Annotated in this window: 19 protein-coding genes; 6 read left to right on the plus strand and 13 right to left on the minus strand. The window is 47.9% G+C overall.

All coding sequences use genetic code 11. The annotated features are described in order from the left end of the window. Window positions 1–74: 74 nt before the first annotated feature. Window positions 75–1,631: a PAS domain-containing sensor histidine kinase gene (locus tag QJS83_RS05340; protein WP_284608096.1), complete on the plus strand. Its 1,557-nt coding sequence runs from the start codon at window positions 75–77 to the stop codon at window positions 1,629–1,631. Window positions 1,632–1,638: 7 nt separating this feature from the next. Here QJS83_RS05340 and QJS83_RS05345 read toward each other — a convergent pair whose 3' ends face one another. From QJS83_RS05345 to QJS83_RS05365, 5 genes are all read right to left on the minus strand, one after another. Continuing rightward, window positions 1,639–2,205: a hypothetical protein gene (locus QJS83_RS05345; RefSeq protein WP_284608097.1), complete on the minus strand. Its 567-nt coding sequence runs from the start codon at window positions 2,203–2,205 to the stop codon at window positions 1,639–1,641. Between the two features lie 83 nt (window positions 2,206–2,288). Continuing rightward, window positions 2,289–4,055 carry an adenine deaminase gene (gene adeD / locus QJS83_RS05350; RefSeq protein ID WP_284608098.1) on the minus strand — a complete coding sequence of 589 codons (1,767 nt, stop codon included), beginning with the start codon at window positions 4,053–4,055 and terminating at the stop codon, window positions 2,289–2,291. 8 nt (window positions 4,056–4,063) lie between these two features. After that, window positions 4,064–4,876, minus strand: coding sequence for a xanthine dehydrogenase accessory protein XdhC (xdhC, locus tag QJS83_RS05355; RefSeq protein WP_284608099.1), 813 nt, complete (start codon window positions 4,874–4,876; stop codon window positions 4,064–4,066). Then, window positions 4,869–7,196: a xanthine dehydrogenase molybdopterin binding subunit gene (gene xdhB, locus QJS83_RS05360; protein WP_284608100.1), complete on the minus strand. Its 2,328-nt coding sequence runs from the start codon at window positions 7,194–7,196 to the stop codon at window positions 4,869–4,871. The genes xdhC and xdhB overlap by 8 nt, the downstream gene beginning before the upstream one ends. Beyond that, window positions 7,187–8,650 (minus strand): xanthine dehydrogenase small subunit, encoded by a 1,464-nt coding sequence (locus QJS83_RS05365; RefSeq protein ID WP_284608101.1) that lies wholly within the window; start codon window positions 8,648–8,650, stop codon window positions 7,187–7,189. The genes xdhB and QJS83_RS05365 overlap by 10 nt, the downstream gene beginning before the upstream one ends. 60 nt (window positions 8,651–8,710) lie before the next feature. On the opposite strand from QJS83_RS05365, the gene QJS83_RS05370 reads away from it, so the two are divergent. The 4 genes from QJS83_RS05370 (at window position 8,711) to QJS83_RS05385 (ending at window position 11,884) form a co-directional block, all read left to right on the plus strand. After that, on the plus strand, window positions 8,711–9,160 hold the full coding sequence (locus QJS83_RS05370; RefSeq protein WP_284608102.1) for a DMT family transporter: 450 nt from the start codon (window positions 8,711–8,713) through the stop codon (window positions 9,158–9,160). A gap of 133 nt (window positions 9,161–9,293) precedes the next feature. Beyond that, window positions 9,294–10,601, plus strand: a complete 1,308-nt coding sequence (locus tag QJS83_RS05375; RefSeq protein ID WP_284608103.1) for a metallophosphoesterase family protein — start codon at window positions 9,294–9,296, stop codon at window positions 10,599–10,601. Between the two features lie 158 nt (window positions 10,602–10,759). Further along, a complete protein-coding gene (locus QJS83_RS05380; RefSeq protein ID WP_284608104.1) occupies window positions 10,760–11,299 on the plus strand; it encodes a hypothetical protein in 540 nt (179 codons plus the stop codon). Window positions 11,300–11,440: 141 nt separating this feature from the next. Beyond that, complete coding sequence (locus QJS83_RS05385) at window positions 11,441–11,884, plus strand: hypothetical protein (RefSeq protein ID WP_284608105.1); 444 nt, start codon at window positions 11,441–11,443, stop codon at window positions 11,882–11,884. A gap of 249 nt (window positions 11,885–12,133) precedes the next feature. Here QJS83_RS05385 and QJS83_RS05390 read toward each other — a convergent pair whose 3' ends face one another. The 5 genes from QJS83_RS05390 to QJS83_RS05410 all read right to left on the minus strand — a co-directional run bounded on the left by QJS83_RS05390 (window position 12,134) and on the right by QJS83_RS05410 (window position 18,341). Continuing rightward, window positions 12,134–13,378, minus strand: a complete 1,245-nt coding sequence (locus tag QJS83_RS05390; RefSeq protein WP_284608106.1) for a TolC family protein — start codon at window positions 13,376–13,378, stop codon at window positions 12,134–12,136. Between the two features lie 8 nt (window positions 13,379–13,386). Beyond that, complete coding sequence (locus QJS83_RS05395) at window positions 13,387–13,800, minus strand: hypothetical protein (protein ID WP_284608107.1); 414 nt, start codon at window positions 13,798–13,800, stop codon at window positions 13,387–13,389. Window positions 13,801–13,813: 13 nt separating this feature from the next. Continuing rightward, window positions 13,814–16,939: an efflux RND transporter permease subunit gene (locus QJS83_RS05400; protein WP_284608108.1), complete on the minus strand. Its 3,126-nt coding sequence runs from the start codon at window positions 16,937–16,939 to the stop codon at window positions 13,814–13,816. 64 nt (window positions 16,940–17,003) lie between these two features. Further along, window positions 17,004–17,381 carry a hypothetical protein gene (locus tag QJS83_RS05405; protein ID WP_284608110.1) on the minus strand — a complete coding sequence of 126 codons (378 nt, stop codon included), beginning with the start codon at window positions 17,379–17,381 and terminating at the stop codon, window positions 17,004–17,006. Window positions 17,382–17,444: 63 nt separating this feature from the next. Next, window positions 17,445–18,341 carry a hypothetical protein gene (locus tag QJS83_RS05410; protein WP_284608111.1) on the minus strand — a complete coding sequence of 299 codons (897 nt, stop codon included), beginning with the start codon at window positions 18,339–18,341 and terminating at the stop codon, window positions 17,445–17,447. 268 nt (window positions 18,342–18,609) lie between these two features. Between QJS83_RS05410 and QJS83_RS05415 the strand changes: the two genes are divergently transcribed. Next, window positions 18,610–19,212: a hypothetical protein gene (locus QJS83_RS05415; protein ID WP_284608113.1), complete on the plus strand. Its 603-nt coding sequence runs from the start codon at window positions 18,610–18,612 to the stop codon at window positions 19,210–19,212. Here the strand turns inward: QJS83_RS05415 and QJS83_RS05420 are convergent, their stop codons facing one another. From QJS83_RS05420 to QJS83_RS05430, 3 genes are read right to left on the minus strand one after another with little or no spacing between them, the layout of a single operon-like run. Beyond that, the gene (locus QJS83_RS05420; protein WP_284608115.1) at window positions 19,213–20,172 is read right to left on the minus strand and encodes an ROK family protein; all 960 of its coding nucleotides are present in this window, start codon (window positions 20,170–20,172) and stop codon (window positions 19,213–19,215) included. Window position 20,173: 1 nt separating this feature from the next. Further along, window positions 20,174–21,613: an alpha-amylase gene (locus QJS83_RS05425; protein ID WP_284608117.1), complete on the minus strand. Its 1,440-nt coding sequence runs from the start codon at window positions 21,611–21,613 to the stop codon at window positions 20,174–20,176. An 8-nt stretch (window positions 21,614–21,621) separates the two neighbouring features. Further along, window positions 21,622–22,665, minus strand: coding sequence for an ABC transporter ATP-binding protein (locus QJS83_RS05430; RefSeq protein ID WP_284608119.1), 1,044 nt, complete (start codon window positions 22,663–22,665; stop codon window positions 21,622–21,624).

The following is a 22,665-nucleotide window of genomic DNA, read 5'->3' on the forward strand; positions in this document are numbered from 1 at the left end:
CAACGTAAACAAATCGATTTTGTTTTTTTCCAGAAGATGCATGGTTATCCATACCTTGATGTTAGACTCAAGGCATGGATGCATCTTCCGCCTTTTCATCCTCCTCATCCTCGTCTTATGCTGTCGATTCATCGCCTGCACTTCTTTGGATGTCGGGCGTGGATGGTATGTGCAGCTACGTGAATCGCACGTGGTTGAATTTTCGCGGTTCCTCTTTGCAAAAAGAAAAAGGCGTCGGATGGCTGGATGGAGTGCACCCTGACGACGCGCAAATGGTCATGGATAAATACTCCGCGGCTGTCAACGCTCGCGCCAACTTCCAATTAGAATATCGAATGCAAAAAAAAGACGGCACCTACGTGTGGGTCTTAAATCAGGGCTTCCCTCGGCTTTCAGAAGGCGGGGAATTCTTAGGTTATGTCGGTTGCTGTCTGGACATCACAGAGAAAAAAGAAGCCGAAGCTGTTCTGCGCAGTGAAAAACTGCAAGCCGAAACCGCCAATAAAATGAAAAGCGGTTTTTTAGCCGTGGCGACGCACGAGATTCGCGAGGCCTTGGGCGCTCTTTTGGGTTTTTCAGAAATGCTTTCCGGCGGGGATCTCTCCCGCTCGGAGAAAGAACATTATCGCCAGAGTGTCCGACGTAAAGGCGCCCAGCTTTCGCAAATTATTAACAGCATCACGGATCTTTCAAAGATTGAGACCGGCGAACTGGAAGTCAAAAAAGCGGATGTGAATCTGCTCGATCTTCTGAATGAAGTGATTGCCACCATGAGTCTGCAGGCGTTGGAGAAGAACGTCGTTCTTAGACTGCAGTTTGAACATAATCTGCCGCGCTGGATTTATACAGACGGACTTCGCCTCAAAGAAATCCTCATTAACGTGATCGACCTTGCAATTAAGTACACCACGAAAGGAGAAGTTGTTGTTGAAGTCTCTCCGGAGGCACAGGATCTTTTATCTTTTGTCATTACCGACACGGGTCGGGGAATGACCGTTAAAGAGCAAAAAGCCATTTTTAATCCGTTTCAGTCAGCAGAGCTGGAGTTGTCCGAGGGAAGCGTAGGGCTTGGCCTTATACTTGCCAGAAATTTAGCGCAATCGTTAGGAGGTAATGTGGAACTTCTTTTTAGTGAACCGGGTAAAGGAAGCAAATTCAAAGTTACTCTCGTGCGCAGTCCTTCATTGCATAAAGATAAAATGGAGTCGGCGGGCAGCTCCATGGGAGGAGCGAACTTGCCATTAAAAGGAATGAAACTTTTAGTCGTCGATGACGTTAAAGACAATCAAGACCTCGTCAGCCGTTACCTCAAAAAAGTAGGGGTCCACGACTTGGATTTTGCTGAAAACGGCGCAGAGGCGGTGGAAAAGGCGCGCAAGCAAGATTACGATTGCATTCTGATGGATTTGCAAATGCCCGTGATGGACGGCTTGGAGGCGACAAAAACTTTAAGAAAAGACGGCTATAAAAAACCGATCTGGGCTGTCACCGCCTACGCTCTTAGAGAAGAGAGAGATAAATGTCTTGCGGAGGGGTTCGACGATCATTTCGCCAAACCCATTGATCGCAAAACTTTGATCGGCCATCTGGAAAATCTAAAAAAGGAAAAAGAGTCCGATGCCAACGTGTGAGCTGCGTTTAGAGTTTTTGAAAGCGACGGAATTTCAATGTCGCACCCAAAATAAAAGCGCCGCAAATAAGAAGGTGAATCAGATGGTCTGCGGTACCTTGCTCTATCACTCCGGGTATCGCCTTCCATAAAAACTGATCTTCTCGAATGGCTCCAACTGTGGGCATTCCAGGTCGGCCGGCAATAAAGCCTATCAAGCCAAAAAGCCCATAAAAAACTCCGGCCACCCAGCTAAAACGTCGCGCGTTCACTTCATTATCAAAACCAAACCATAACGACAAAGCGCCCGAGGCGAAGTGAAGGGCATTGACGGTGTAAGAAAGATGCGCGCGGAAAAGATTGTCGATAACAAAACCAAGAAGGCCGTAGATGAGCAAAGCTGTTCCCAGGACAACGCAAGTTTCCTGTACATAAGTGCGTTCAACGGGGAGCAAAGTCTCGGTAGGTTTACCTTGATAAGGACGAGGTCGTGAGGGCTCTGGCCGAGCGGGCTCCGTGGGAGGTTGGGAAATTCCACGGGGCGGTTGTCGACGGGGTTCGCGAGGTTCTCTTTGCGGTTCTTGTCCAAGTTCCATAAAAAGCTCCTTGTCTAATATAGATTATGAGCTTGTTAAAACTGGAAAGCATGCGACCCCGCCTGAAACTGACAGAAAACAAATCAGGCTTCTTGTATAAGCGGAATAAAAGAAAACTTCGTTACGTCCACCAGTCCTCGGTCGGTGAGCTTTAAGGTCGGGATCACCGGCAACGCTAAAAATGCCATTTGAATAAAAGGTTCGTCGAGGATCACACCTTGCTGGCGGAAAGCGACCTTGAGTTTTTCAATTCCCACCTTGATGGCTTCGGCACTTTGCAGGCTGAGAAGGCCTGCGATAGGAAGCTCCACCAACGCTTTTACTTTTCCCTGATCGACGACGACGAAGCCGCCGCCACACGCGATCAGTGAATTTGCCGCCACAGCCATGTCAGCGGCATTCGTTCCGATGACCATCAGATTGTGGGAGTCATGAGCCACCGAACTTGCGATCGCGCCGCTTTTTAAACCCAAACCTTTCACTAATCCCAAACCAGGAGGAAGGCCTTTGCCATAGCGTTCAATATTGGCCATAAACAGAACGTCGGATTCAGAGAATTTCTGGCCGTCATAGGAAATACTTAAGTGTTTCGTTATAATTTCATTCGGAACGATCTCGATGACATTGTACTGGCCGGCTCGCAACTGATAGTTCAAATCTTTTTCACAGAGCGGGTTTCGCTTCATCGTGTTTTCAAGAGGCGGCTGGGAGGCGTGCAGTTTTTCCTGAACGCCTTTTTCGAGTTTCAGTTCGCTGACGAATTTGCCCCCGATAAGAACTTCTTTGATGGCGACTTTTTCTAAATCCGTGAGCAGCACCAAATCGGCTTTCTTGCCAGGCGCGACAAGTCCCAAGCGTTTCAGACCAAAGTGTTTCGCGGCGGAATAAGTGGCTAAGCGATAAGCCACATGCACGGCAACCCCGTGTTTGTTAATCATCTCGCGAATGATGAAATCAATATGTCCTTCGTGAGCGATTTCGAAAGGATTGCGATCATCCGTACAAAGCAAACACTGTGCAGAGGAAAACTCGTTCACCAAAGGCGCTAGCGTGCGCAGATTTTTTGCGACACTGCCTTCACGAATGATAAGGCCCATGCCTTTTTGCAGTTTTTCGCGACCTTCTTCTAAAGTCACCGTCTCGTGACAGTTCTGAATTCCGGCCAGAAGATAAGCGTTTAAAGATTTGCCGCGCAAAAGTGGCGCATGACCATCCAGATTCAAATCATCAAAGGCTTCGACTTTGGCAAGCACATCTTTGTCGGCATAGATCACGCCGGGAAAGTTCATCATCTCTGCCAGTCCCAAGACGGCGGGATGATCTTTGTGCTTTTTCATTTCTTCTAAAGGAAAATCACTGCCTGTCGTTTCAAATCCCGGCAGGGCAGGGACGCAAGAAGACATTTGCACGAACAGATTTTGATGCATCAACTCGGAGGAGCGTAAAAACCATGTAAATCCGCGTGAACCAAGAACGTTGGTGATTTCGTGGGGGTCGCAGATCGCCGTCGTCGTGCCAAGAGGCAAAGTGGCACGTTCAAATTCAAAAGGCGACATCATCGACGATTCAATGTGCAAATGCCCGTCGATAAATCCAGCTGTGACAAAAGCGCCTTGAGCGTCGAAGACTCTTTTCGCAGGGCTTTGTTTGTATTCTTCGCCGACACCGACAATGTATTCACCGCCGATAGCTACGCACGTCGGATAAATTTCACCGGTAATCACATCCAAAAGCTGAACATTCGTAATGAGAAGATCCAGCTCCGCATCGCCGCGGGCTTGCGCCAAACGCTGAGGAAGTTCCGTGGAAGAAATTTTCTGTGTTTTCTTTTGACTCAGCGTTGATGCCATAAACCCTCCTAAGCAAGAGTTTCGGTATTTGCAAAGATTTGATCTTTGGTTTTTAAAAGTTGTGCGACGATGCTAAAGGCGATTTCAATAGGGGAGTTTCCGCCAAAGTTTTCACCCATGGGGCAATGAAACTGTTGGATCGTATCTTCTGAAATGCCCGCTTGCTGTAGATCTTTCTTAAGACGCAAGTATTTGAGGTCGCTCCCGATGTTCCCGACATAACTAAAGCGCTCTCGCTGTTTCATTGTTTCAATCAATATAGGAAGATCCGTACCATGTCCCATTGTCATGATCGCGACGAAAGAGCGCGGGGGAAGCTTCGCGACTTGCTCTGCCAGGTTTTCCGTACACAGTGTCGTGAGTTTTGGCGACGACGGTAAGCGGTTGATCCATTCAGGGCGTGAGTCGAAACAAGTGACCTTGCAGTCAAGCTTAAGCAGAAGAGGAATGAATTCTTGAGCAATATGGCCGGCGCCAAATACGGCGACATGAAACGGATGCTCTTTTTCAAAAAGCTCGAAAAAGAAACCGACGACTCCACCGCAGGTCATCCCGATGTCTTTTTGCAGATTCCAGTCGGCATACTGATAGCGCGTTTTATCCGCGATCATTTTTTTCGCTTCCTGAATTGCGCGGTTTTCGACTTTGCCGCCGCCGACGGTTCCGTACTCAAGACCATCGCTGCTGACCAAGGCGCGGGCGCCCACGTCTTGCGGCGACGAGCCCACTTGTTTAACTAGCGTTACGGCGACAAAATTTTTGCCGGCTTCTTTTAAAGCATTCATTGCGGAAAGAAAATCTTCAAAGTTTGTTTTACTCATAACGTGAAAGCTCCATGAGCATTTCTTCCGGTGTTGCCGGAGATTTTATATAAGGAAGAGTTTTGCCACTGCGATACTTCAATGCATCTTTAAGCGCCGTCCACACGCTGATGCCCAGAAGGAAAGGCGGTTCTCCCACCGCTTTTGAGCGATGGACGTTCTGACGGTTTTCATTGTTCTCAATAAAATGCACGTGAAACTCGCGGGGCGTATCTTGAATGTTCGGAATCTTATAAGTTGTCGGAGAATGGCTTAAAAGTTTGCCGTCTTTATTGTAATAAAGTTTTTCCGTTGTGACCCAACCCATGCCTTGAATGAAAGCTCCTGTCACTTGCCCGCGATCAATACCTGGATTTAAAGGTCGGCCTAGATCCATCAAAATATCAGTGCGTAAAACTTTGTACTCGCCGGTCCAAGTATCCACTTGCACTTCGCAGACAGCGACACCATTTGTGAAATAGCTAAACGGTGTTCCCATGCTGCGGGCTTTATCAAAACCTAGTCCTTCGGTTGTAAAGTGCGCGTATTCTCCTAAGGAAATGCGATTCAGATAGGCGCGCTTCACCAGATCCGGCCAGGCAATGGTTTGTTTCGTCGGCAAATGCTGAAGCTCTTTACCGGAGAAAATGAAATCTTCCAATCGCAATTGCGCGTCTTCAAGAGGCGGACATTCCGCAATATCGTTCATAGGCGTGCCATGAATAATATGCTGAAACAACCACGCCAATCTTTTTTGCAAAGCCACACACGCTTTTAAAGCGGCGGCGCCGTTAATGTCAGAACCGCTGGAGGCGGCCGTGGGCGACGTGTTGTGATTTTTCTCTGTCGACGTCGTCATGACTTTGACATCTTGAGGAGGAATACCAAAAGCATGCGCCACGATCTGCTGAATTTTCGTGTTCACGCCTTGACCCATTTCCGTGGCGCCGGTGGAAACTTGCACGGTGCCGTCTTTGTGCACGTTGACCAGCGCATTGCCTTGGTTCAGAAAGCGCGCCGTAAAAGCAATCCCAAACTTTGTCGCTGTTACCGAAAGACCGCGGATGTATCCGCTTTGGCTGCGATTAAAAACGTCAATTTCCTGACGACGGCGTTCATAGTCGGAATCTTTTTTGATACGGGCAAAAAGCTCTGGAAGCGGGTTGTGATCTAATTTCTGTCCGTAATGAGTGACGTTGTTTTTCTCGACGCCATAACAATTGAGTTCACGGATTTCGAAAGCCTCTTTTTTTAAGTAAACCGCGATATCTTCAAGAATGCTTTCAATAGTCATTGTTCCTTGCGGACCGCCGAATCCACGAAAGGCCGTATTCGAATGAAAATTCGTTCTGCACACCGAGCCTTCGATGTGCGCGTTTGGCAGATAGTAGGCTCCGTCAATGTGAAACATGGCGCGATCAAGAATCGACGAAGACAAGTCAGCGTAAGCGCCGCCATCCGCATAGAGGTGAGCTTTCAAGCCCAGAATGCGACCGTCGTTATCGAAGCCAACCTCATAGAAGTTTTTAAAAGGATGACGTTTTCCGGTCATCATCATGTCGTCATCTTTTGAAAGACAAAGACGCGCCGGGCGCTGCATACGAGTCGCCACCAGCGCCGCCATCGCTGCGAAAGGAGCCGCCTGACTTTCTTTTCCGCCGAAGCCGCCGCCCATTCTTTTTACGATGCAGACAACCTCGTGCAGACTCAAACCCAAGGCCTCTGCCACCACGTGCTGTGTCTCACTTGGATGTTGCGAGCTGGAATGAATTTCAATTTGTCCGTCTTCAAGAGGGTAAGCGATGCAGGCTTGCGATTCCAAATAGAAATGTTCCTGGCCGCCGCACTCAAATTCGCCTTTCAGCTTGTGCGGTGCTTTGGCCAAAGCCGCATCAACGTCCCCGGTGACAAAGGCATTCGCCTTGTAAATAAAACTATTTTTTCGGATGGCGTCGTCAATGGAAAGAATCGGTTCGGATTTTTCGATTTCAAACTTGATGTGGCTTCTGGCGCGTAACAAGGCCTCCATGGAGGTGCCGACAAGAAGTACTGCGGGCTCATCGTAGTATCCGATTTTATCCTGCACAAGAATAGGTTGTTCGGGAATGATGGTGCCCCACGCATTGTGATGCAGATCTTTTGCTGTGAAAACCGCCAGCACGCCTTCTTGTTGGGCTGCGATGTCGGTGTAAATATTCTTCACGGTTCCCGAGGCCGCCGGAACTCCGACAGGCAGAATCAAAACTTCTTTTTGCGTCAACAGACGGTCGTCGATAAAAACGCTGCCACCGGAAACATGACCACGTGAAGAGTCATGAGGGATGTTTTGTCCTATGGACATACGCTCTCCTTTTCTTCGGCCATTTCATACCAGCATTTATGGAAAAGATTTTCTGCGACTTGCAGACGATAAGCATCGCTCGCACGCAAATCAGAGATGGGTTTAATGTATTGGCGAATATTTTTACCGGCTTCTTTAAAGACCGTTTCGCTAAAAGTTTTGCCGACAAAATCTTGTTCGATAGCGGGCACGCGAACAACGGTCGGTCCCACGCCACCTACGGCGATACGCGCTTCAAGAATCGTTTCGTTTTCAATGCGAAGAGCCGCCGCGAAAGTCACCGCAGAAATATCTAGATCTTTACGCAAAGACATTTTGAAGAACTTCAAGCTCCAACTATCGCGCAAAGGCGGAATCGAAAGACCGATCGCGATTTCATCCGGCTGCAGATCAAAAGATTTGTAGGCTTTGTAAAACTGTGTCAGAGGCACTTTGCGCAAACCTCTTGTCGACATCAAATGGAGTTCTGCATTCAACACGAGTAAAGCCGGGATGCTGTCTCCGATAGGGGAACCGTTTAAGACATTGCCCAGAAGAGTTCCCTGATTTTTGATTTGCGGAGAAGCGAAAATTCTTAAAAGACGGCTGAACTCGGGGACGGATAATTCGACTTCGTTTTCAAACTCGGTCAGAGTGACTTTGGCGCCCACCCACAGCCCTTGTGCTGTCATTTCAACGCGTCCTAACTCGGGGATGCGATTAAGAACAAGAACTTGATCAAGGAAGTATTTTCCTTTGTTATGCAAAACGCCAAGATCTGTGGCGCCCGCGGTAATGCGAATGCCCGGCTTTTGCATTTTAATTTTAACGGCTTCATCCAGCGTTTTCGGCGCATGGATTTCTTTAAGACCGTCGACAAGAGTGATCGCGTCTTGCGCGCGAGCTTTGAACTGAAGTGCTTGCTCGGCCGTCAGATAGCGAGCTTTCAAAGAAGACCATTTTTCTAAGTCGATATGTGTGGCGGCATTGAGAATCGGCTCATATCCCGTACAGCGGCAAAGATTTCCGGTTAAGTGATTGCGGGCTTTCTTTTCGCTGATCTTCGTGCGTGTCGGAGCGCAAGCCTCTGCAAGTCCTGAAAGGGAGCACACCATACCCGGTGTGCAATAGCCGCACTGGCCGCCGTGAAATTCGCGCATTTTTTGTTGCACTTCATTGAGTTCTTCTTCGAAAGCCAAGCCTTCGACCGTGACGATCGAAGCCAGATCGAACAAATAAACCGGCGCGATGCACGAGTTGAGTGTTTGGAAAGCAGTCCAAGATTCTTGGTTCCAGCGTGCGACAAGAACCGTGCAGGCTCCGCAGTCGCCTTCGGCGCAAACGACCTTAGTTCCAGGCAAGTGTGCGTGATATCGCAAATACTGTGCGAGCGGTAAAAAGGCGTGTTCGCCCTGAACGACGTGTTCGGTTCCGTTAATCAGAAGGTGAATTTGATTGCGTGTGAATTGAGCCATTTTAAATGGCTCTCATAAAATCACTTTCATTACAACACTTATTCAAGTAGCGTTGAATGCATGGTGATTAAATTTTTCTTACCAATCGTGGCCGGGCTTTCCATCGTTTTACAAGGAACATTGAACCGCAATTCCGCCACGCAAATAGGCTTGGTTTCCGCGATTCTTTTGAATGCCGGGATTCTGCTCGTGTTGGCGGGAGCTTTGTGGTTACTGATGAAGTTCCAGATTATTTCCGGTACTCCTGCGCTGTCCGCGAAGCCCTTTATGGATTTACGCTGGTGGCAGCTTTTACCGGGCTTGTGCGGCTTTCTGATTGTTTTCGCGACCCCCATGGCCATTGAAAATTTCGGTGCGAATCTGACGTTCTCGGTGATTATTTGCACACAGTTGTTGGTCAGTCTGTTTTGGGATTCGTACGCGCAAAAAACTCCGCCGTCATGGATGAGCCTCGTCGGTGTTGCCGTGATGTGTGTGGGGCTCTTTATTCTTATGAGTTCGAAAAAATAGTCTTGCGAGGTTTTAATCTCGTTCGTTTGTGCGCCATGTTGCGGTCTCTGCGCGGTCTTTTCATTTTGTATTTTCTCTCCACTGATTGAACGGTCGGAAGTTTAAAGGTCCCCTTGAAGAGTAGGGGAAAAGAATGGACTCTTCTCGTCGGCACTTTCTAAAAATAGCAGGGACAGCGGCATTGACATCACTTCCGGGCTTGAGCTCAGCGTGGGAGGAACTGCTTACCAGTTATTATACCGGCCATGTGGCAGTAAATCAGCACATGACCAATGAAACCTCCGCGCAGTTTTCAGTTCTGACTCCGGGAAAACTGCCGTATGCCTACCGGGTTTTTGATCCTCACGGCAAAGAACTGCCGGTCGAGATGTACGATCATGACAAATTGAAAAGTTATGGTTGGGGCATCGACAAACTCATCGTAAGAAACTTGCAGTCAGACACAAAATACCGCTTGCGTATCATTGATAAAGATCGTGGAACAGTTATCGATGAAAGATTTTTTAAAAATCTTATTCTTAATAGGGCGTCCGCAAAGTTCGCACTGATTAGCTGCGCCTGTGATGCATACTTTTTTCAGAATAAAAACATGTGGCACCGTCTTTTTGATGACCGGCCCGAAGTCATCATGCTTTTAGGCGATGCCTGTTATGCCGATTTAGGAACGGACGGCAGTGAGTTCGATATTTGGCGCCGCTACTGTGAAACACGTAGAACCTTATCGCACTTTAAGCAATCCAATCTTGTGCCGACTCTTGCCGTCTGGGACGACCATGATTATGGCCAAGACAATGCGGATCGATATTATAAGAATAAAAAAATGGCGAAACGTTGTTTCGAATTGTTTTTCGGTTCCAGAGAGGTGACCGGGTATAAAAAAACCGTGGGAGTCGGTTCTGTCTTCACGGGTTTCGGGCAGCGTTTCTTTTTCATGGATGATCGGACCTTTCGTGATCCAAAGAATACCTCCGGCGGCATGATGTGGGGAGGAGAGCAGCAGGAGATGGTGCTCGACTTGATTTCTAAAAGTTCAAAGCCAACATGGATCATGAACGGAAGCCAATTTTTTGGCAACTATATGACGGACGAATCTTTCCAGAAGAACTTCTTTAAAAATCTTGTCGACGTGACTCGCAAATTATCGAAAATGGAAGCGCCTGTCTTATTTGCTTCCGGCGATATTCATTTTAGCGAAGTGATGCGAATTGAGCCGCGGGTTTTAGGTTATAAAACTTTTGAATTCACTTCGAGTGCAATGCACAGTTTTAATTTTCCGACGACGTGGTTTTTGAAAAATCCCCGTCGGGTGGCGCACACGTGGAAACACAACTTCGTCATGATGCACTCGAAAGTGATAAAAGGCGGTCTTAAAACTTCTTGTTATGCGACGGGCCGCTTTGGCCGAAATCTTTTTTACCATGAAGGTTCTGTGATTCGTTAGTTTGTGAATGAACACAGCCGTTCCGGATTTTACCACGAGTTTGCTGAAAATATTTTCTCGCGTATCAGTATGTTTATGTCTTTCATCCGCTGACTTGCCTGACATTTGGTCTTCAGTCTTTATTGGAGCCAGTGTTCAAACAACAACAAGGAGGAATCATGAAAAAATTAGCGATGATTTTGGCGTTCAGCTTGATGGGAGCCTTTGCTCACGCTGAGACCACAGAACTGGATACATACGGCAACGACGCTCATGCAATGGGTGCCTGGGTGTGCGGAATGACTTTCAAAGGAACGGCTAAAGGCTTGAAAGTTATTATCGGTCACTTCAAAACGGTGGCTTACGGCACGCTCGTATGTAAGGGGGTTGGTAAAAAGTATTACCAAGATGTGAAACTTACGATCGGTCACCACTGGATCGGCCCGTCAGCCGGCATTGGTTACTTCAAAATGGCAGGGGCAGCTTCTGAAATCAGTTTGTTGAATAAGTCTCCAGAAGTGATTCTGGGCAAATACAAAATTGCAACAGCGGACGCTTCGATCATTGCAGGTGTCGGAACTTTCACAGGTGTGAAAGTGGGCTTGCCGCAATTGGCTGTCAATTTCTCGGTCAAACTTCTTAAAGGTTTGGGCTTGAATGTTGGCATCGACAAATTGACGATCACTGCTGTCAGCGATCCTGAAGTCGTACCAGAATAAGTTCCAGAAGCGGTGTTTCTAAAAGAAGCACCGCTTTTTTTTCGTTTTCGTCCTCATGTAATCCTTCAGAGTGCCGGTTTAAATCTACTCACACGCTCCCTCTTATCGGTATAAAAAACCATCCAAATGGAGGGATGATCAATGATGAAAATGCTTTTTTCAGCAGCCTTAATCGTACTTGCGGGAAGTTCCGCTTTCGCAGCGGAATTGACTCCGGGAAATCTTATCGGACGTTACAGAGTCGAAGCCCGCGCGGGATTTCAAAAAGTTTATATCAAGTTCCGTGTCATCAATACGAAAGAATTCGAATTGCAAAGAACGTATCCGAACGGAAATGTCGATGAACTTTGCAACGGAACTTACAATCTTAATCCCACTTTGTTCTGGGATGATTTCGCGTTGCTCGCTAAAGGCAAGACTTTCAAAGGCACCTTCACATGCCCTAGCAACCGCTCTCGCGTAGTCACTTTCAATATCGATTTTCAGAATAAAACGACCGAGGACTTAGCTCGCGGGACAAATGTTTCCGTAACAAGTTCCATGGCCCCAGGAATGACGTTAAACGCTTACGTCAAAAAGCAGTAACTTTCTGCGGGTTCTTGGCGAGCACGACGGATTTAAGCGCCGGGCTTTGCAGTTTCCCGGCGCTTCGGTCGACACGGCCTCGTGCCTCAGTTGCCGCCCCGGGCTGACGCCCGGTTCGCGCCATCGTGGCGCCGGCAAAGGTCGACGCTACGGCCGGCAAACTGCAAAGCCCGGCGCTTAAATCGGTGCTTCGTCAAGATGTAGTATTCCTGATCTTGACGAAGCATTTTTTTTTTTTTTTTTTCGTGCTTAGAGTTCGCTTAGCAGAAGTTGAGATGAATAAAGTTTATTGAAGTCGCGGACGATTTCAGAGAGTCGCAGTTTGGCGTTGATATATTTTTCCGTGGCTTCGAGCATGTCGGGGGAGTTTTTGACTCCGCGGGCATATTCCTTTCTTGTGGCGTCGAGATAGCGGGAAGCACTTTTGATATTTTCTTCCGTATCATGCACGAACGAATGCAGGGTGCGGAGTTCGTCGATTTTGTTGGTTTGATCCAGTTCCGTTTTTTGGCGAGCGTAGTTAAGAGCCAACTCTTTAGAAGCAAGTTCCTTTTGCAGGCTGCTTCTTTCAACAAAAGAGGAAACGGTTTTTCCCAAAGACCAAGAGGCGCGCAGGCCCATATAGGTTTCGCGGCGGTCAGAGGCATCGGCGAAATCTCTTTCGTCGCGTTGATTGTTTTCAGCAAGACCCGCATAGGCATCAATCGCCGGGAAGTAGTCGGATTTGTATTGGCTTTTTTTGCTTTTCAGAACTTCCTTTTCCGTATTGAGAAGATTCACTTCGGGCAATCGTTCGCTGGAAATAGGTTTGAGGTTCTGTTCCCATTCGTGAAAATGGTGAAGAGACCCCTGGGCTATGACGGGAGACTTGGCACCCAAAGACAAGGCCAAAGATTTGGAGTTTTGACGGATGTCTTTTTCGGTCAGCGAAATCTCTTGTTTGATAACCGAGATGCGCATTTCAAACTCTAAACGGTCTGTTGCCGTTGCGACGCCGGCGGAAACGCGGCGGCTGGCTTCTTGAAGATTCTGTTGGGTCAGTTTCAAATCGTCATTGAGGATCTTCAGCCTTTCCTGCTGAAACAAAAGATTCCAGTAGAGATCGTAAGCTTTTTGAATTTCCTCCTGAAGGGACAATTTGGTTTCGTACTCCGCGGCCTTTGTTTCTAATTCCCGGGAAGCTTCCTCTTGTGAGTCCGCGCCACCGCGGAAAAGATTCAATGTGGCCTCAGCACGCCAATGCGGCTGGGTTTTTTGTTCTTCGTTTCCGACCTTGAAAGTCTCTTGTGCGTATTCGGCGTTGATGTCTGGGATAAACGAGCGCCCTAAATGACCCTCGCGCGATTTCTTGGCGTTTTTCTTACCTTCAAGCGATTCCACTAAAGGATTTTTACTTCGCACTCTTTCCGCGATCTGTTCAAAAGAGACACTCTCATTGGCGCTCGCACTGAGCGCAAATAAAAGACTCCCGAAAAGATAAATAATTTGTTTCATGCTATTTCTCACTTGCGAGGTTCTACAGTGAACGTCAATTTGTCTTCATGTCCTTGTTTCGCATCGGTGATTAAAACAATCAGGTTGTAGCGATGCGCGCCTTTGGCATCAAAGCTGGCTTCAAGATGATGTGCTTCCGTTTTATATGTCAGCTCTTCTGTTTTTTTAGAGCGCGGAAGTTCCGCCTTCAATTTGATTTTAAATTGGCTCGCGTCTGCGGGCTTGAGGTCTTTATTGTACAAATAGACCTTGATATCTTTGCCTTTAGAAATGACTTCGACGTGCACTTCTTCCAGCGATTTGATGACGCCGCCTTTGGGTGCCTGCACCATCGCAGGTCCGTCGTGATCGTGGCCTTCATGAGCGCTCACAGGCAACGCGAAAAAAGAAGCTGCGATAAGTGAAAGAAAAATCTGTTTCATAAAAATCTCCTGATTAAATAGTTTCGTTGTTATTTTCTGTTTCAATGGATTGTTCTGCCGCCTTTTTTCCAAAGCGGTAGAAAAGGGTTGGGGTGACGATGATGTCCAAAAGTGTCGAGCTTAAAAGACCTCCGACAATCACGACCGCCACAGGATGCAGGATTTCACTTCCCGGTTGGCCCTTTGCAAAGACCAAAGGTAAAAGTGCCAAAGACGCCACAAACGCCGTCATCATCACAGGCACAAGACGTTCCTGCGAGCCGCGAATGATCATATCTTTGTTGAATCCTTCACCTTCATGCTTCATCAAGTGCAAGTAATGGGAAATCATCATAATGCCATTGCGCGAGGCGACTCCGCACAATGTAATAAAACCGACAAGGCTAGCCACCGTGACCGAGCGATCCGTGATAAACAGCAGAACGATGCCGCCGATGAAAGCAAATGGTATCGTCGCCATAATCTGCGCGGTGATCATCGTCGATTTAAAGTGCGTATAAAGAACGAAGGCGATGCCGAATAAAGAAAGCACACCGAAAAGAATAATTTTTTTCGTTGCCGCCTGCTGACTTTCAAACTGTCCGCCATAAACGACATAGTAGCCGGAAGGCAGTTTTACTTTTTCAGTCACTCTGTTTTGAATGTCTTGAATCAGACTGCCTAAATCTCTTTGGCTCACATTGGCTGAAATCACGATACGGCGCTGGCCGTTTTCGCGGTTGATCTCGTTGGGGCCTGTTGTTTCATAGACGTCGGCGACTTGCTCCAAAAGAACCTTGCGACCGTCAGGCATCGTTTTTAAAACAGTTTTTTGCATTTTCTCTAAAGACTGTTTTGATTTGTCGTCGAAGCGATAGAAGACATCGTATTGCCGAGTCTCTTCCAAAACCTGGGCGACGGTTTCGCCGTTGAAAGCCCCCTCCAGCAGCGAAGTCACTTCGCCAGGACTCATTCCGTATTTGGCGGCTTCGTCACGCAAGACGTGAATCTTCACTTGCGGAATCAAACCCTGGCTTTCGATACGCAAGTCCACTAAACCTGGTGTGCCTTCGATGGCTTCTTTGAGTTCGATGGATTTTTCCCGCAACGTCGTCAAGTCAGGTCCAAAGATTTTAATTGCAACGGCAGCGCTGACACCCGAAAGCATGTGATCGATCAGATGCCCAATAGGCTGTCCGATGTTCACGCCCATTCCAGGAAGGTCGCGTTTGATGTTTTCGCGTATCTCATTAAGCACGGTATCTTTGCTGCGGCCTTTTGCATGGAAATCGACGTCGATCTCGCTGATATTGACGCCCATGGCGTGTTCATCCATTTCTGCTCTTCCGGTACGGCGAGACACCGACTTAATTTCTGGAGTCTTCATAATAATCAGCTCAGCTTTTTTGCCGATCTCATTGGAGGCTTGCAAGCTTGTGCCCGGAGGAGTGATCACGCTCACCATCGCAGTGCCCTCGTTGAACTGCGGTAGGAAATCGCGGCCCATGAAAGGAACTAATAACAACGATAAAATTAGAAGTACACTTGTTGCCGCTAAAATCAGTTTCGACCGCGGCAAGGCCCACTCTAAAATTCTGCGATCTTGCTTCTTCAACCACTGTACGAAATGAGTGTCCCCGTGTTCTTTTAAAGATCCTTGCGTCAGGAAGTACGAACATAGCACCGGAGTTAAAGTCAGTGAAACCAACAATGACGCCGTCAGGGCCGTTAGATAAGCAATCGCAAGCGGAGTGAAAAGACGTCCTTCGAGTCCCGTAAGATTAAAGAGCGGCAAAAACACCAAAGCAATAATCACAGTTGCGAGGACGATAGAGTTTCGCACTTCCGAAGAAGCGTCAAAAATAACACGCAAGCTCGAGCGCGGATTTGACAGTTTCATATTCTCGCGCAAGCGGCGATAAACGTTTTCAACATCGACGATCGAGTCATCGACTAATTCGCCGATAGCGATAGCAAGTCCACCGAGTGTCATTGTGTTGACGGAAAGACCAAACCAGCGAAAGACAACGAACGTCACCAAAAAGGAAACGGGAATCGCCGTCAAAGTAATGACGGACATGCGTAGGTTCGCAAGAAAAATAAAAAGAACCACAAAAACCAAAACCGTTCCGAACTTGAGCTTCCCTTGAATGCCGTCGATAGACGCCTCAATAAAATGAGATTGCTTAAAGATATCGGTATTGACGGTAACTCCCGGCGGCAAAGACGGTTTGATTTCAGCAATCGCTTTTTCAATATTGCGAGTCACCGTCACCGTATCAGCGGAGGGCTGCTTTTGTACCGTGATAATCACCGCAGGTTTTGCTTTGTAGCTTCCGTCGCCGCGTTTTGTTTTCGGAGCTTCCACGACCTCGGCAATATCCTTAAGAAAAATAGGACGGCCAAAGTGCAAACCGACCAGAGTGTTTTTGATGTCGTCGAGACTTTCCACGACACCAATATTTCGAACCAAATACTCTTGCGTATCCTTGTCTAAAAAACCACCTGTGGTGTTCTGACTGATTTGCGCAAGCTCCTTATCGATTTGTTCTAAGTGCAATTGATGGAGATTCATTTTCTCCGCCGACAGAAGGATCTGATACTGTTTTAGTCCACCGCCGATGGAAATAACTTGCGCGACACCCGGAACTGTCATCAGGCGTGGGCGCAAAACCCACTCTGCCAGATCGCGCACTTGCATGGGTGGAACAGATTCGTTTTCAGAATAAAGCGCGATCATTTGGATTTGTCCCATCAGAGAAGTGATAGGACCCATGATCGGCGTCACGTCTTTAGGCAGACGCTCCTTGGCTAAAGCCAGCTTTTCTTGGACAAGTTGGCGATTGCGATAGATGTCGGAGCCCCATTCAAACTCGACATAGATGGCCGACAAGCCGATACCGGATTGAGAGCGAATTCTTTCAACACCGGGCAGGCCGTTGAGGTAAGACTCGATCGCATAAGTCACACGCGTTTCGACTTCTTCCGGTGCCATGCCGTGCGCCTCGGTCATAATCGTGACCGTGGGTTTATTGATGTCTGGAAATACATCAATGGGAAGATTTTTAAGAGTAACCGCGCCATAGACAATAATCAGCGCAGTGACCGCCACCACAAGCAGTCGATGGTTCAACGCGAACCGAATAATAGTATTGAGCATTTTAATGCCTCTAATTTCTAACTAAAGTGAATCGAAGGTGCGTGCGATAAATCGAAAGATCGATTTAAGCTCGGGGAGGTTGCCAAGGTTTACCTTGGACGAAAAGGGAACGAAGCGAAGACTCTCGAACCACAGTGAGAGGTTTCGCAAAATAATAGTCTTCAGGAACAATAGCATTACTTGTTACTAGGACCGAACAGTGTCCCATGTGACAATGACCCAAAAAACAAAGGCCGATATCTTCGCAATCGGCTTGATGTGTCTCTGTACCATTCGAGTTCACGGTCTGCTCGCTTGTGACGTGAGAGCTTGTCAGATGTTCATGACAATCCGCTTGGGTAAGGCTGAAGGAAACGATTTGCAGAGAAAATAAAAAGAGCATAAGCACCCAAAACGGGCGAAGAAAGATTTTGAACTTTTCTGAGGAGTTCTTCGGTCTCATGCTTCAATAAGACTACGCTCCTAAAGAGGGAATGTCCACCGGTCATTTCAAATGATGCCGCATCTATTTAAGACATTGATCTTCGCTGAGATATTCTCGGTTGGCGAAAGTCTGTGTCTTTAAGAACTCATATTTTTCGGGCTGGGCTTTCTTTAAGTAAGCTCCGCGAAAGCGATAGGCGACTACGGACTCTGCAAAATCCTCTTGAGGATTGAGCATGCCATATTCTGAGACAGCCTTGCTTGGATCCGCCAACTCATAGACTTTGTACTCGAGCTTATTCACGAGCTTACGCGACTCTTTCCAACCGCCGATTTTTAGCCACGCAGTCGAAGTGTCAAGCTGACCGCGGTAGGCGAGCGTGTGACCCAATTCATGCAAAAACGTCTGCTGCCGCTCCGGAAAAGAAAGTTCATTCCAAAGATCAAAAACTTCCATACTGGCGTTGGCCACGATTTCTTCACCGAAGCTGTACCTTTTGCCACGGGCGAAATGAATAAGGCGTTTGTTATAGGTAATCGGATAAAGCGAAAGAGGATAATCATGCAGGGCTTGCAGAATTTCATTCAACTCATCCGGTCTCCAGGCAGAGGCATTGGCTGTGCGCAGATGTGAACCGTTAAAGCCAAAGGTCTTCAAAAGATAAAGAAGCTGTACTCCTTCATCGTCTCCGTAGATTTCCTTCATCGCACAGACAACTTTGTCGCACTTTACGGAAAATTTTAGCGCCGGTCTGCCACGCCAGCTGATGTCTAAGGCGTGCAAATCAGCGAAAAGTTGAATTAAAGGCTGAGCCTCATTTTTGAAGGCCACGCCATGAACCGTCGTTGTAAGCAGGGAAGCCCGAGGAAACTTCAAACTTTGCAACATCTCTTGGCGAGAAGGCGGATGCTGCGTTTTGCAAGGCGCTTGCAAGACCTGCTCTGCGGTGGCGGCCCACCACGTCAGCTCCTCAGCCATGACGGGACTGGTGAGACAAAACAAACATAGAATCGTTAAAGAGCGCAACATCGGGGCGTAAATTTCAGGAATATCGCCGTGAAGTCAAAGGAAAACGGGCGAGGGTGCCGCTTCCGGAAAAGATTTTGGAACAGGCACTTTTTTTAGAGTCACTTTTGAAAGCGTCAAGGCCCTGGACAGCGCTCTTTCTGACGAGGCTTTAAATTCCAGGAGATTCCGGAATGAACCTTGCTAAAACCAGAGCGTTACTAATTTTGTGGAGGATTATATGAAAGCAATATTGGCACTCTGGGTTCTTGTGATCGCGCTCCCGGCATCAGCCGCTTCCTTGGCGGAGGGAGATACCGTGTATGATAAAGTCACGGGCTGGGTTTACTATATCGACAGCATTCATGGCGATAAAATCTATATCCACAACAATGACGAAAAGGCCTGGCCTCTTCAGCGTAAAAGTTCCGACTTGCTTAAAAGTATTGAGTCCTACGGGCGAGTTTCCACAGGCGCGACGGTGACTTATTATAACGAATCGACAAAGTACATGGAGACTTCGGAAGTAACAGCGGTCTTCGAAAACGGTCTGGCCTTCTTGTGGTCCACCGTCATGAATAAACCGTGGTTAAAGCGCAGCACACGTATTGCTGTGGCGAAGTTGGGAGTCGAAGTCGCGGAATACATGGGCGTTCGCGCTGGAGATCATCTTTGTGTGCCTAAAAAACTTTACGCGGCAAAAGGCTCTGTCAAAGCTGGCACACAAGCTATCGTGAGCAAAGTGTACGATAACGGCAGTGCGGAAGTGAAATTGGGAAAGGTCCTTTTCCTGCAATATAAAGAAGTCCTTCTGTTGAAAGACCTCAGCGCCTCTTGTAACTAATTAGCGGTACAAATAGGGGAGATAACCGGCCCCTAAAACGCCAGCATGATTCTTCGTTTTTGCGATCTCAATCTTGCACTCAAAAGCGGGGTTCATCTGGCGGATCATCGTTTTGTAGTGCGCTTTCATTTCGTTGAAATAAAGATTTTTGATCTTAATAAGGCCACCGCTCAGGAAAATTTTCTCTAAGTTATAGCCAATAGAAAGATTGTAGCAAAGGCACGCTAAAGCACTGGCCATTTCATTAAATAAAACGCCGTACTTCGCATCTTTAGTTTCGATAAGTTCCTCGACAGAATTTCCCTGGAACCCCATTTCTTTCGCGCGACGAAGGAGTCCCGTTCCGGAGGCAACACCTTCCACCGTGCAGTGGTGGAGTTTGTTGGGTTGGTTCTGCAGTCTTTTGAAATCAACGATCGTGTGACCGTATTCAGAGCCCATTCCGCGGCTTTGCGCTGGCAAACCGTTGAAGATAACTCCGGAACCGATGCCGGTTCCAACGCTGACGACGGCAAAGGAAGACATCGCTTTAGCTCCGCCGACCCAACCTTCCGCAAGGGCCGCCGCTGTAGCGTCATGCTGGAAGTACACTTTGGTTTTAAATCCCTGACGAAGCACTTCTTTTTCCAAAAGGTCGCGGATCGGAACGATTTTCCAACCGGGATAATTCACGGGATGAATCAGTTTTCCCTCGGCGGCATTCAAGGGCCCGGCACTAGCCAAGCCAATACCTAAAAAGGTTTTACCGCTGGTTTCCTTCGGGAATCTCTTTTTGAAATCCAGAGCAATATCGGCCATCAAACCAATCACGCGCTTTTGTGTTTTTGCCGCGGATCCTTCGCGTTTCATATCGACGGGCACTTTAATGAAGTCGATCATGTCGCCTTTGTTGGATAAAAGCGCTGCCGCAAGTTTCGTTCCGCCAAGATCAAAGCCGATAGTGTACGTGGTTTTTTTCATATTACTCTAAGATATTTTTTGTCGTTGATTTACGCAAGAAGGCCACCGCCGACATCGCCGGGACCAGGATTCTGACACGGTTGTTGCTGACACGATAACCTTGCGCACACGTTTTATTTTTAATGTTGTAACCGGAATCCAGGATGTTGCAGTAAATTCCTTCGGGGAGTGTCGTCGAGAAATCCTGCGTGACGTCCTTATTCGAGAAATTCAAGGCAAGAAATCCGTACGCGCCTCTACTGAAGGAGAGAACGTCGCGACCGTTGCTCCACCAGTTATTTACTGTGAACGCTTTGTCTGTTTGATTGCGGAAGTCCACCATCGCTGCGACTTCCGGTAAGCGGTGTTCGCAAGTCCAAGGGGCATGACATTGATTGCTGGCATCTAAAATAGGAAGTGTTGAATAGTCTGCCGCTAAAGGCGGTCCCTGTTCAGGGTTGTTGAACGCATACCCAGAGTAAAGTTGCGGATAACCAAAGGGCCAGGCCAGCATGAAGATCTGCGCCAGGCGATACAGGTTTTGTTCCGAACCGTTGTAGCTTAAAATATTTCCAGTGCGCTCAAGATCGTGATTCGTGACGAAAACGATTGAGTCAATGCTCGCCGGGAATCCTTGCGCGATATTTTGCAAAGGCTCGGTTTTTTTATCACGGAATCCATACGCCAACACGCGAGGATAGTCATAGGCCATGACGTCGCCGACCGGAAGATAATCGTTGTACTCAACGGGACCGCGTGGATCGTAAATGACCTCTTGATAGATATAAGCGGAGCGCTTGAGTTTCCATTTGATCGCGGCTAAATCCTGCACGGGAATGTGTTTGGCGGCGTCGATACGAAATCCTGTAACACCGAGATCCAGCAGATGATTGAGGTAATCCGCGATTTTTGTGCGCACGTATTCGGACTCGGTCGCGAGATCGGCAAGATCTAAGAGCTCGCAGTTCTGCAATTCGTAGCGGTCATTGAAATTCGAGATATTGTCGTTGCCGTTGCGACCGCAGTGATGAAAATCGTTGTAAGAATAAAGACCGGGATACTCATAGTGACTGAATTTTGTTCCCGCATATCCGATGCCGCCGGGAATTCCTGTAGCATGGTTGATCACGGCATCGACGTAAACGTCGACACCCGCTTGCCGGCAACGGCGAACCATGTCGGCAAATTCCGTTTCATTGCCACTGCGCGATTGAATTTTGTAAGACACCACTTGATAGCGTTCCCACCAAGGATTGTCTTGCCATAAGATGTGTTCATGAGGCGGCGAGACCTGAACGGCGGCAAAACCGGCAGGACCCAAATAAATCTCGCACTCGCGAGCAATATCTTTCCACGGCCATTCAAAAAGATGCACAAAGACCGTGCGCGGGGCCGCGTGCGACTGCAAAGCCAGAAGCAGAACGAAGAACGGGATTATTCTGGCAAAAAAAGACGTCGGCATCGCAGCTCCTAGACGCGTTGATTGAGTCCGGTTTTTTTATCAAAGAGGTGAGCCTTTGTCAGGTCGATCTTCAGCGTGACCTTTTGATCCTTGGAAAAATTATCCGCTGAATCCACAAGAATTCTGACGTTTTGACCCGCTAAGTTTCCATGAAGCATTTGCTGCCCGCCAAGATTTTCAGATAGTTCGATCTGATAGCTCCCCAATTCGATTTCATTGGCTGCGAGCGGTCCTTGTGACACCTTTAGAGCTTCGGGACGCGCCCCTAAAATCTGTCCCGGGACACGAGCTTCCGGCCAAGGAAGTTTTTGCACGGGTTCACCTTCGATGAAATTCATCTCCGGGGACCCGATAAAGCTCGCAATAAAAAGATTTTTCGGTTTGTGATAAATCTCGGAAGGCGTTCCGATTTGTTCAATAACACCTTCTTTGAGCACGGCGATACGATCGCCCATCGTCGTCGCTTCCATCTGATCGTGAGTCACATAGATCATCGTGCTTTTCAGATTCTGATGCAGACGTTTGATCTCCACACGCATTTGACTGCGCAGATGCGCATCCAAATTTGAAAGTGGTTCGTCAAAAAGAATAATAGAAGTGCGACGAGCTAAAGCGCGCCCTAAAGCCACGCGCTGGCGTTGCCCGCCGGAAAGTTCTTTTGGTTTGCGCTGTAAAAGATGATCGATTTGCAAAAGCTGCGCGATTTCTTTTACACGTGATTCAATTTCGGACCCGGAACGTTTTTGTAACTTCAAAGCAAAGCCCATGTTTTCGGCCACGTTCATGTGCGGATAAAGAGCGTAATTCTGAAACACCATGGCAACGTCGCGGTCCTGCGGTTCGATTTTGTTGATCGTTTTACCGTCGACTTTGATTTCACCGGCATCCGCTTTTTCCAGACCAGCCAAAGTGCGAAGCAATGTGGATTTGCCGCATCCCGAAGGACCCACGAGAACCAGAAACTCGCCCGAGGAAATCTGCAAGTCGACGTTCTTTAAGATATGTTGCGGGCCGAAACTTTTAGAGAGCTGAGAGAATTCAATGTGCGCCAT

It is taken from the genome of Bdellovibrio sp. 22V, from assembly GCF_030169785.1.
Classification (GTDB): domain Bacteria; phylum Bdellovibrionota; class Bdellovibrionia; order Bdellovibrionales; family Bdellovibrionaceae; genus Bdellovibrio.

Coding starts and splice junctions, on each gene's coding strand:
- QJS83_RS05340 (WP_284608096.1), top strand. CDS start 75: ATGGATGCATCTTCCGCCTTTTCATCCTCCTCATCCTCGTCTTATGCT.
- QJS83_RS05345 (WP_284608097.1), bottom strand. CDS start 2,205: ATGGAACTTGGACAAGAACCGCAAAGAGAACCTCGCGAACCCCGTCGA.
- adeD (WP_284608098.1), bottom strand. CDS start 4,055: ATGGCATCAACGCTGAGTCAAAAGAAAACACAGAAAATTTCTTCCACG.
- xdhC (WP_284608099.1), bottom strand. CDS start 4,876: ATGAGTAAAACAAACTTTGAAGATTTTCTTTCCGCAATGAATGCTTTA.
- xdhB (WP_284608100.1), bottom strand. CDS start 7,196: ATGTCCATAGGACAAAACATCCCTCATGACTCTTCACGTGGTCATGTT.
- QJS83_RS05365 (WP_284608101.1), bottom strand. CDS start 8,650: ATGGCTCAATTCACACGCAATCAAATTCACCTTCTGATTAACGGAACC.
- QJS83_RS05370 (WP_284608102.1), top strand. CDS start 8,711: ATGGTGATTAAATTTTTCTTACCAATCGTGGCCGGGCTTTCCATCGTT.
- QJS83_RS05375 (WP_284608103.1), top strand. CDS start 9,294: ATGGACTCTTCTCGTCGGCACTTTCTAAAAATAGCAGGGACAGCGGCA.
- QJS83_RS05380 (WP_284608104.1), top strand. CDS start 10,760: ATGAAAAAATTAGCGATGATTTTGGCGTTCAGCTTGATGGGAGCCTTT.
- QJS83_RS05385 (WP_284608105.1), top strand. CDS start 11,441: ATGATGAAAATGCTTTTTTCAGCAGCCTTAATCGTACTTGCGGGAAGT.
- QJS83_RS05390 (WP_284608106.1), bottom strand. CDS start 13,378: ATGAAACAAATTATTTATCTTTTCGGGAGTCTTTTATTTGCGCTCAGT.
- QJS83_RS05395 (WP_284608107.1), bottom strand. CDS start 13,800: ATGAAACAGATTTTTCTTTCACTTATCGCAGCTTCTTTTTTCGCGTTG.
- QJS83_RS05400 (WP_284608108.1), bottom strand. CDS start 16,939: ATGCTCAATACTATTATTCGGTTCGCGTTGAACCATCGACTGCTTGTG.
- QJS83_RS05405 (WP_284608110.1), bottom strand. CDS start 17,381: ATGAGACCGAAGAACTCCTCAGAAAAGTTCAAAATCTTTCTTCGCCCG.
- QJS83_RS05410 (WP_284608111.1), bottom strand. CDS start 18,341: ATGGCTGAGGAGCTGACGTGGTGGGCCGCCACCGCAGAGCAGGTCTTG.
- QJS83_RS05415 (WP_284608113.1), top strand. CDS start 18,610: ATGAAAGCAATATTGGCACTCTGGGTTCTTGTGATCGCGCTCCCGGCA.
- QJS83_RS05420 (WP_284608115.1), bottom strand. CDS start 20,172: ATGAAAAAAACCACGTACACTATCGGCTTTGATCTTGGCGGAACGAAA.
- QJS83_RS05425 (WP_284608117.1), bottom strand. CDS start 21,613: ATGCCGACGTCTTTTTTTGCCAGAATAATCCCGTTCTTCGTTCTGCTT.
- QJS83_RS05430 (WP_284608119.1), bottom strand. CDS start 22,665: ATGGCGCACATTGAATTCTCTCAGCTCTCTAAAAGTTTCGGCCCGCAA.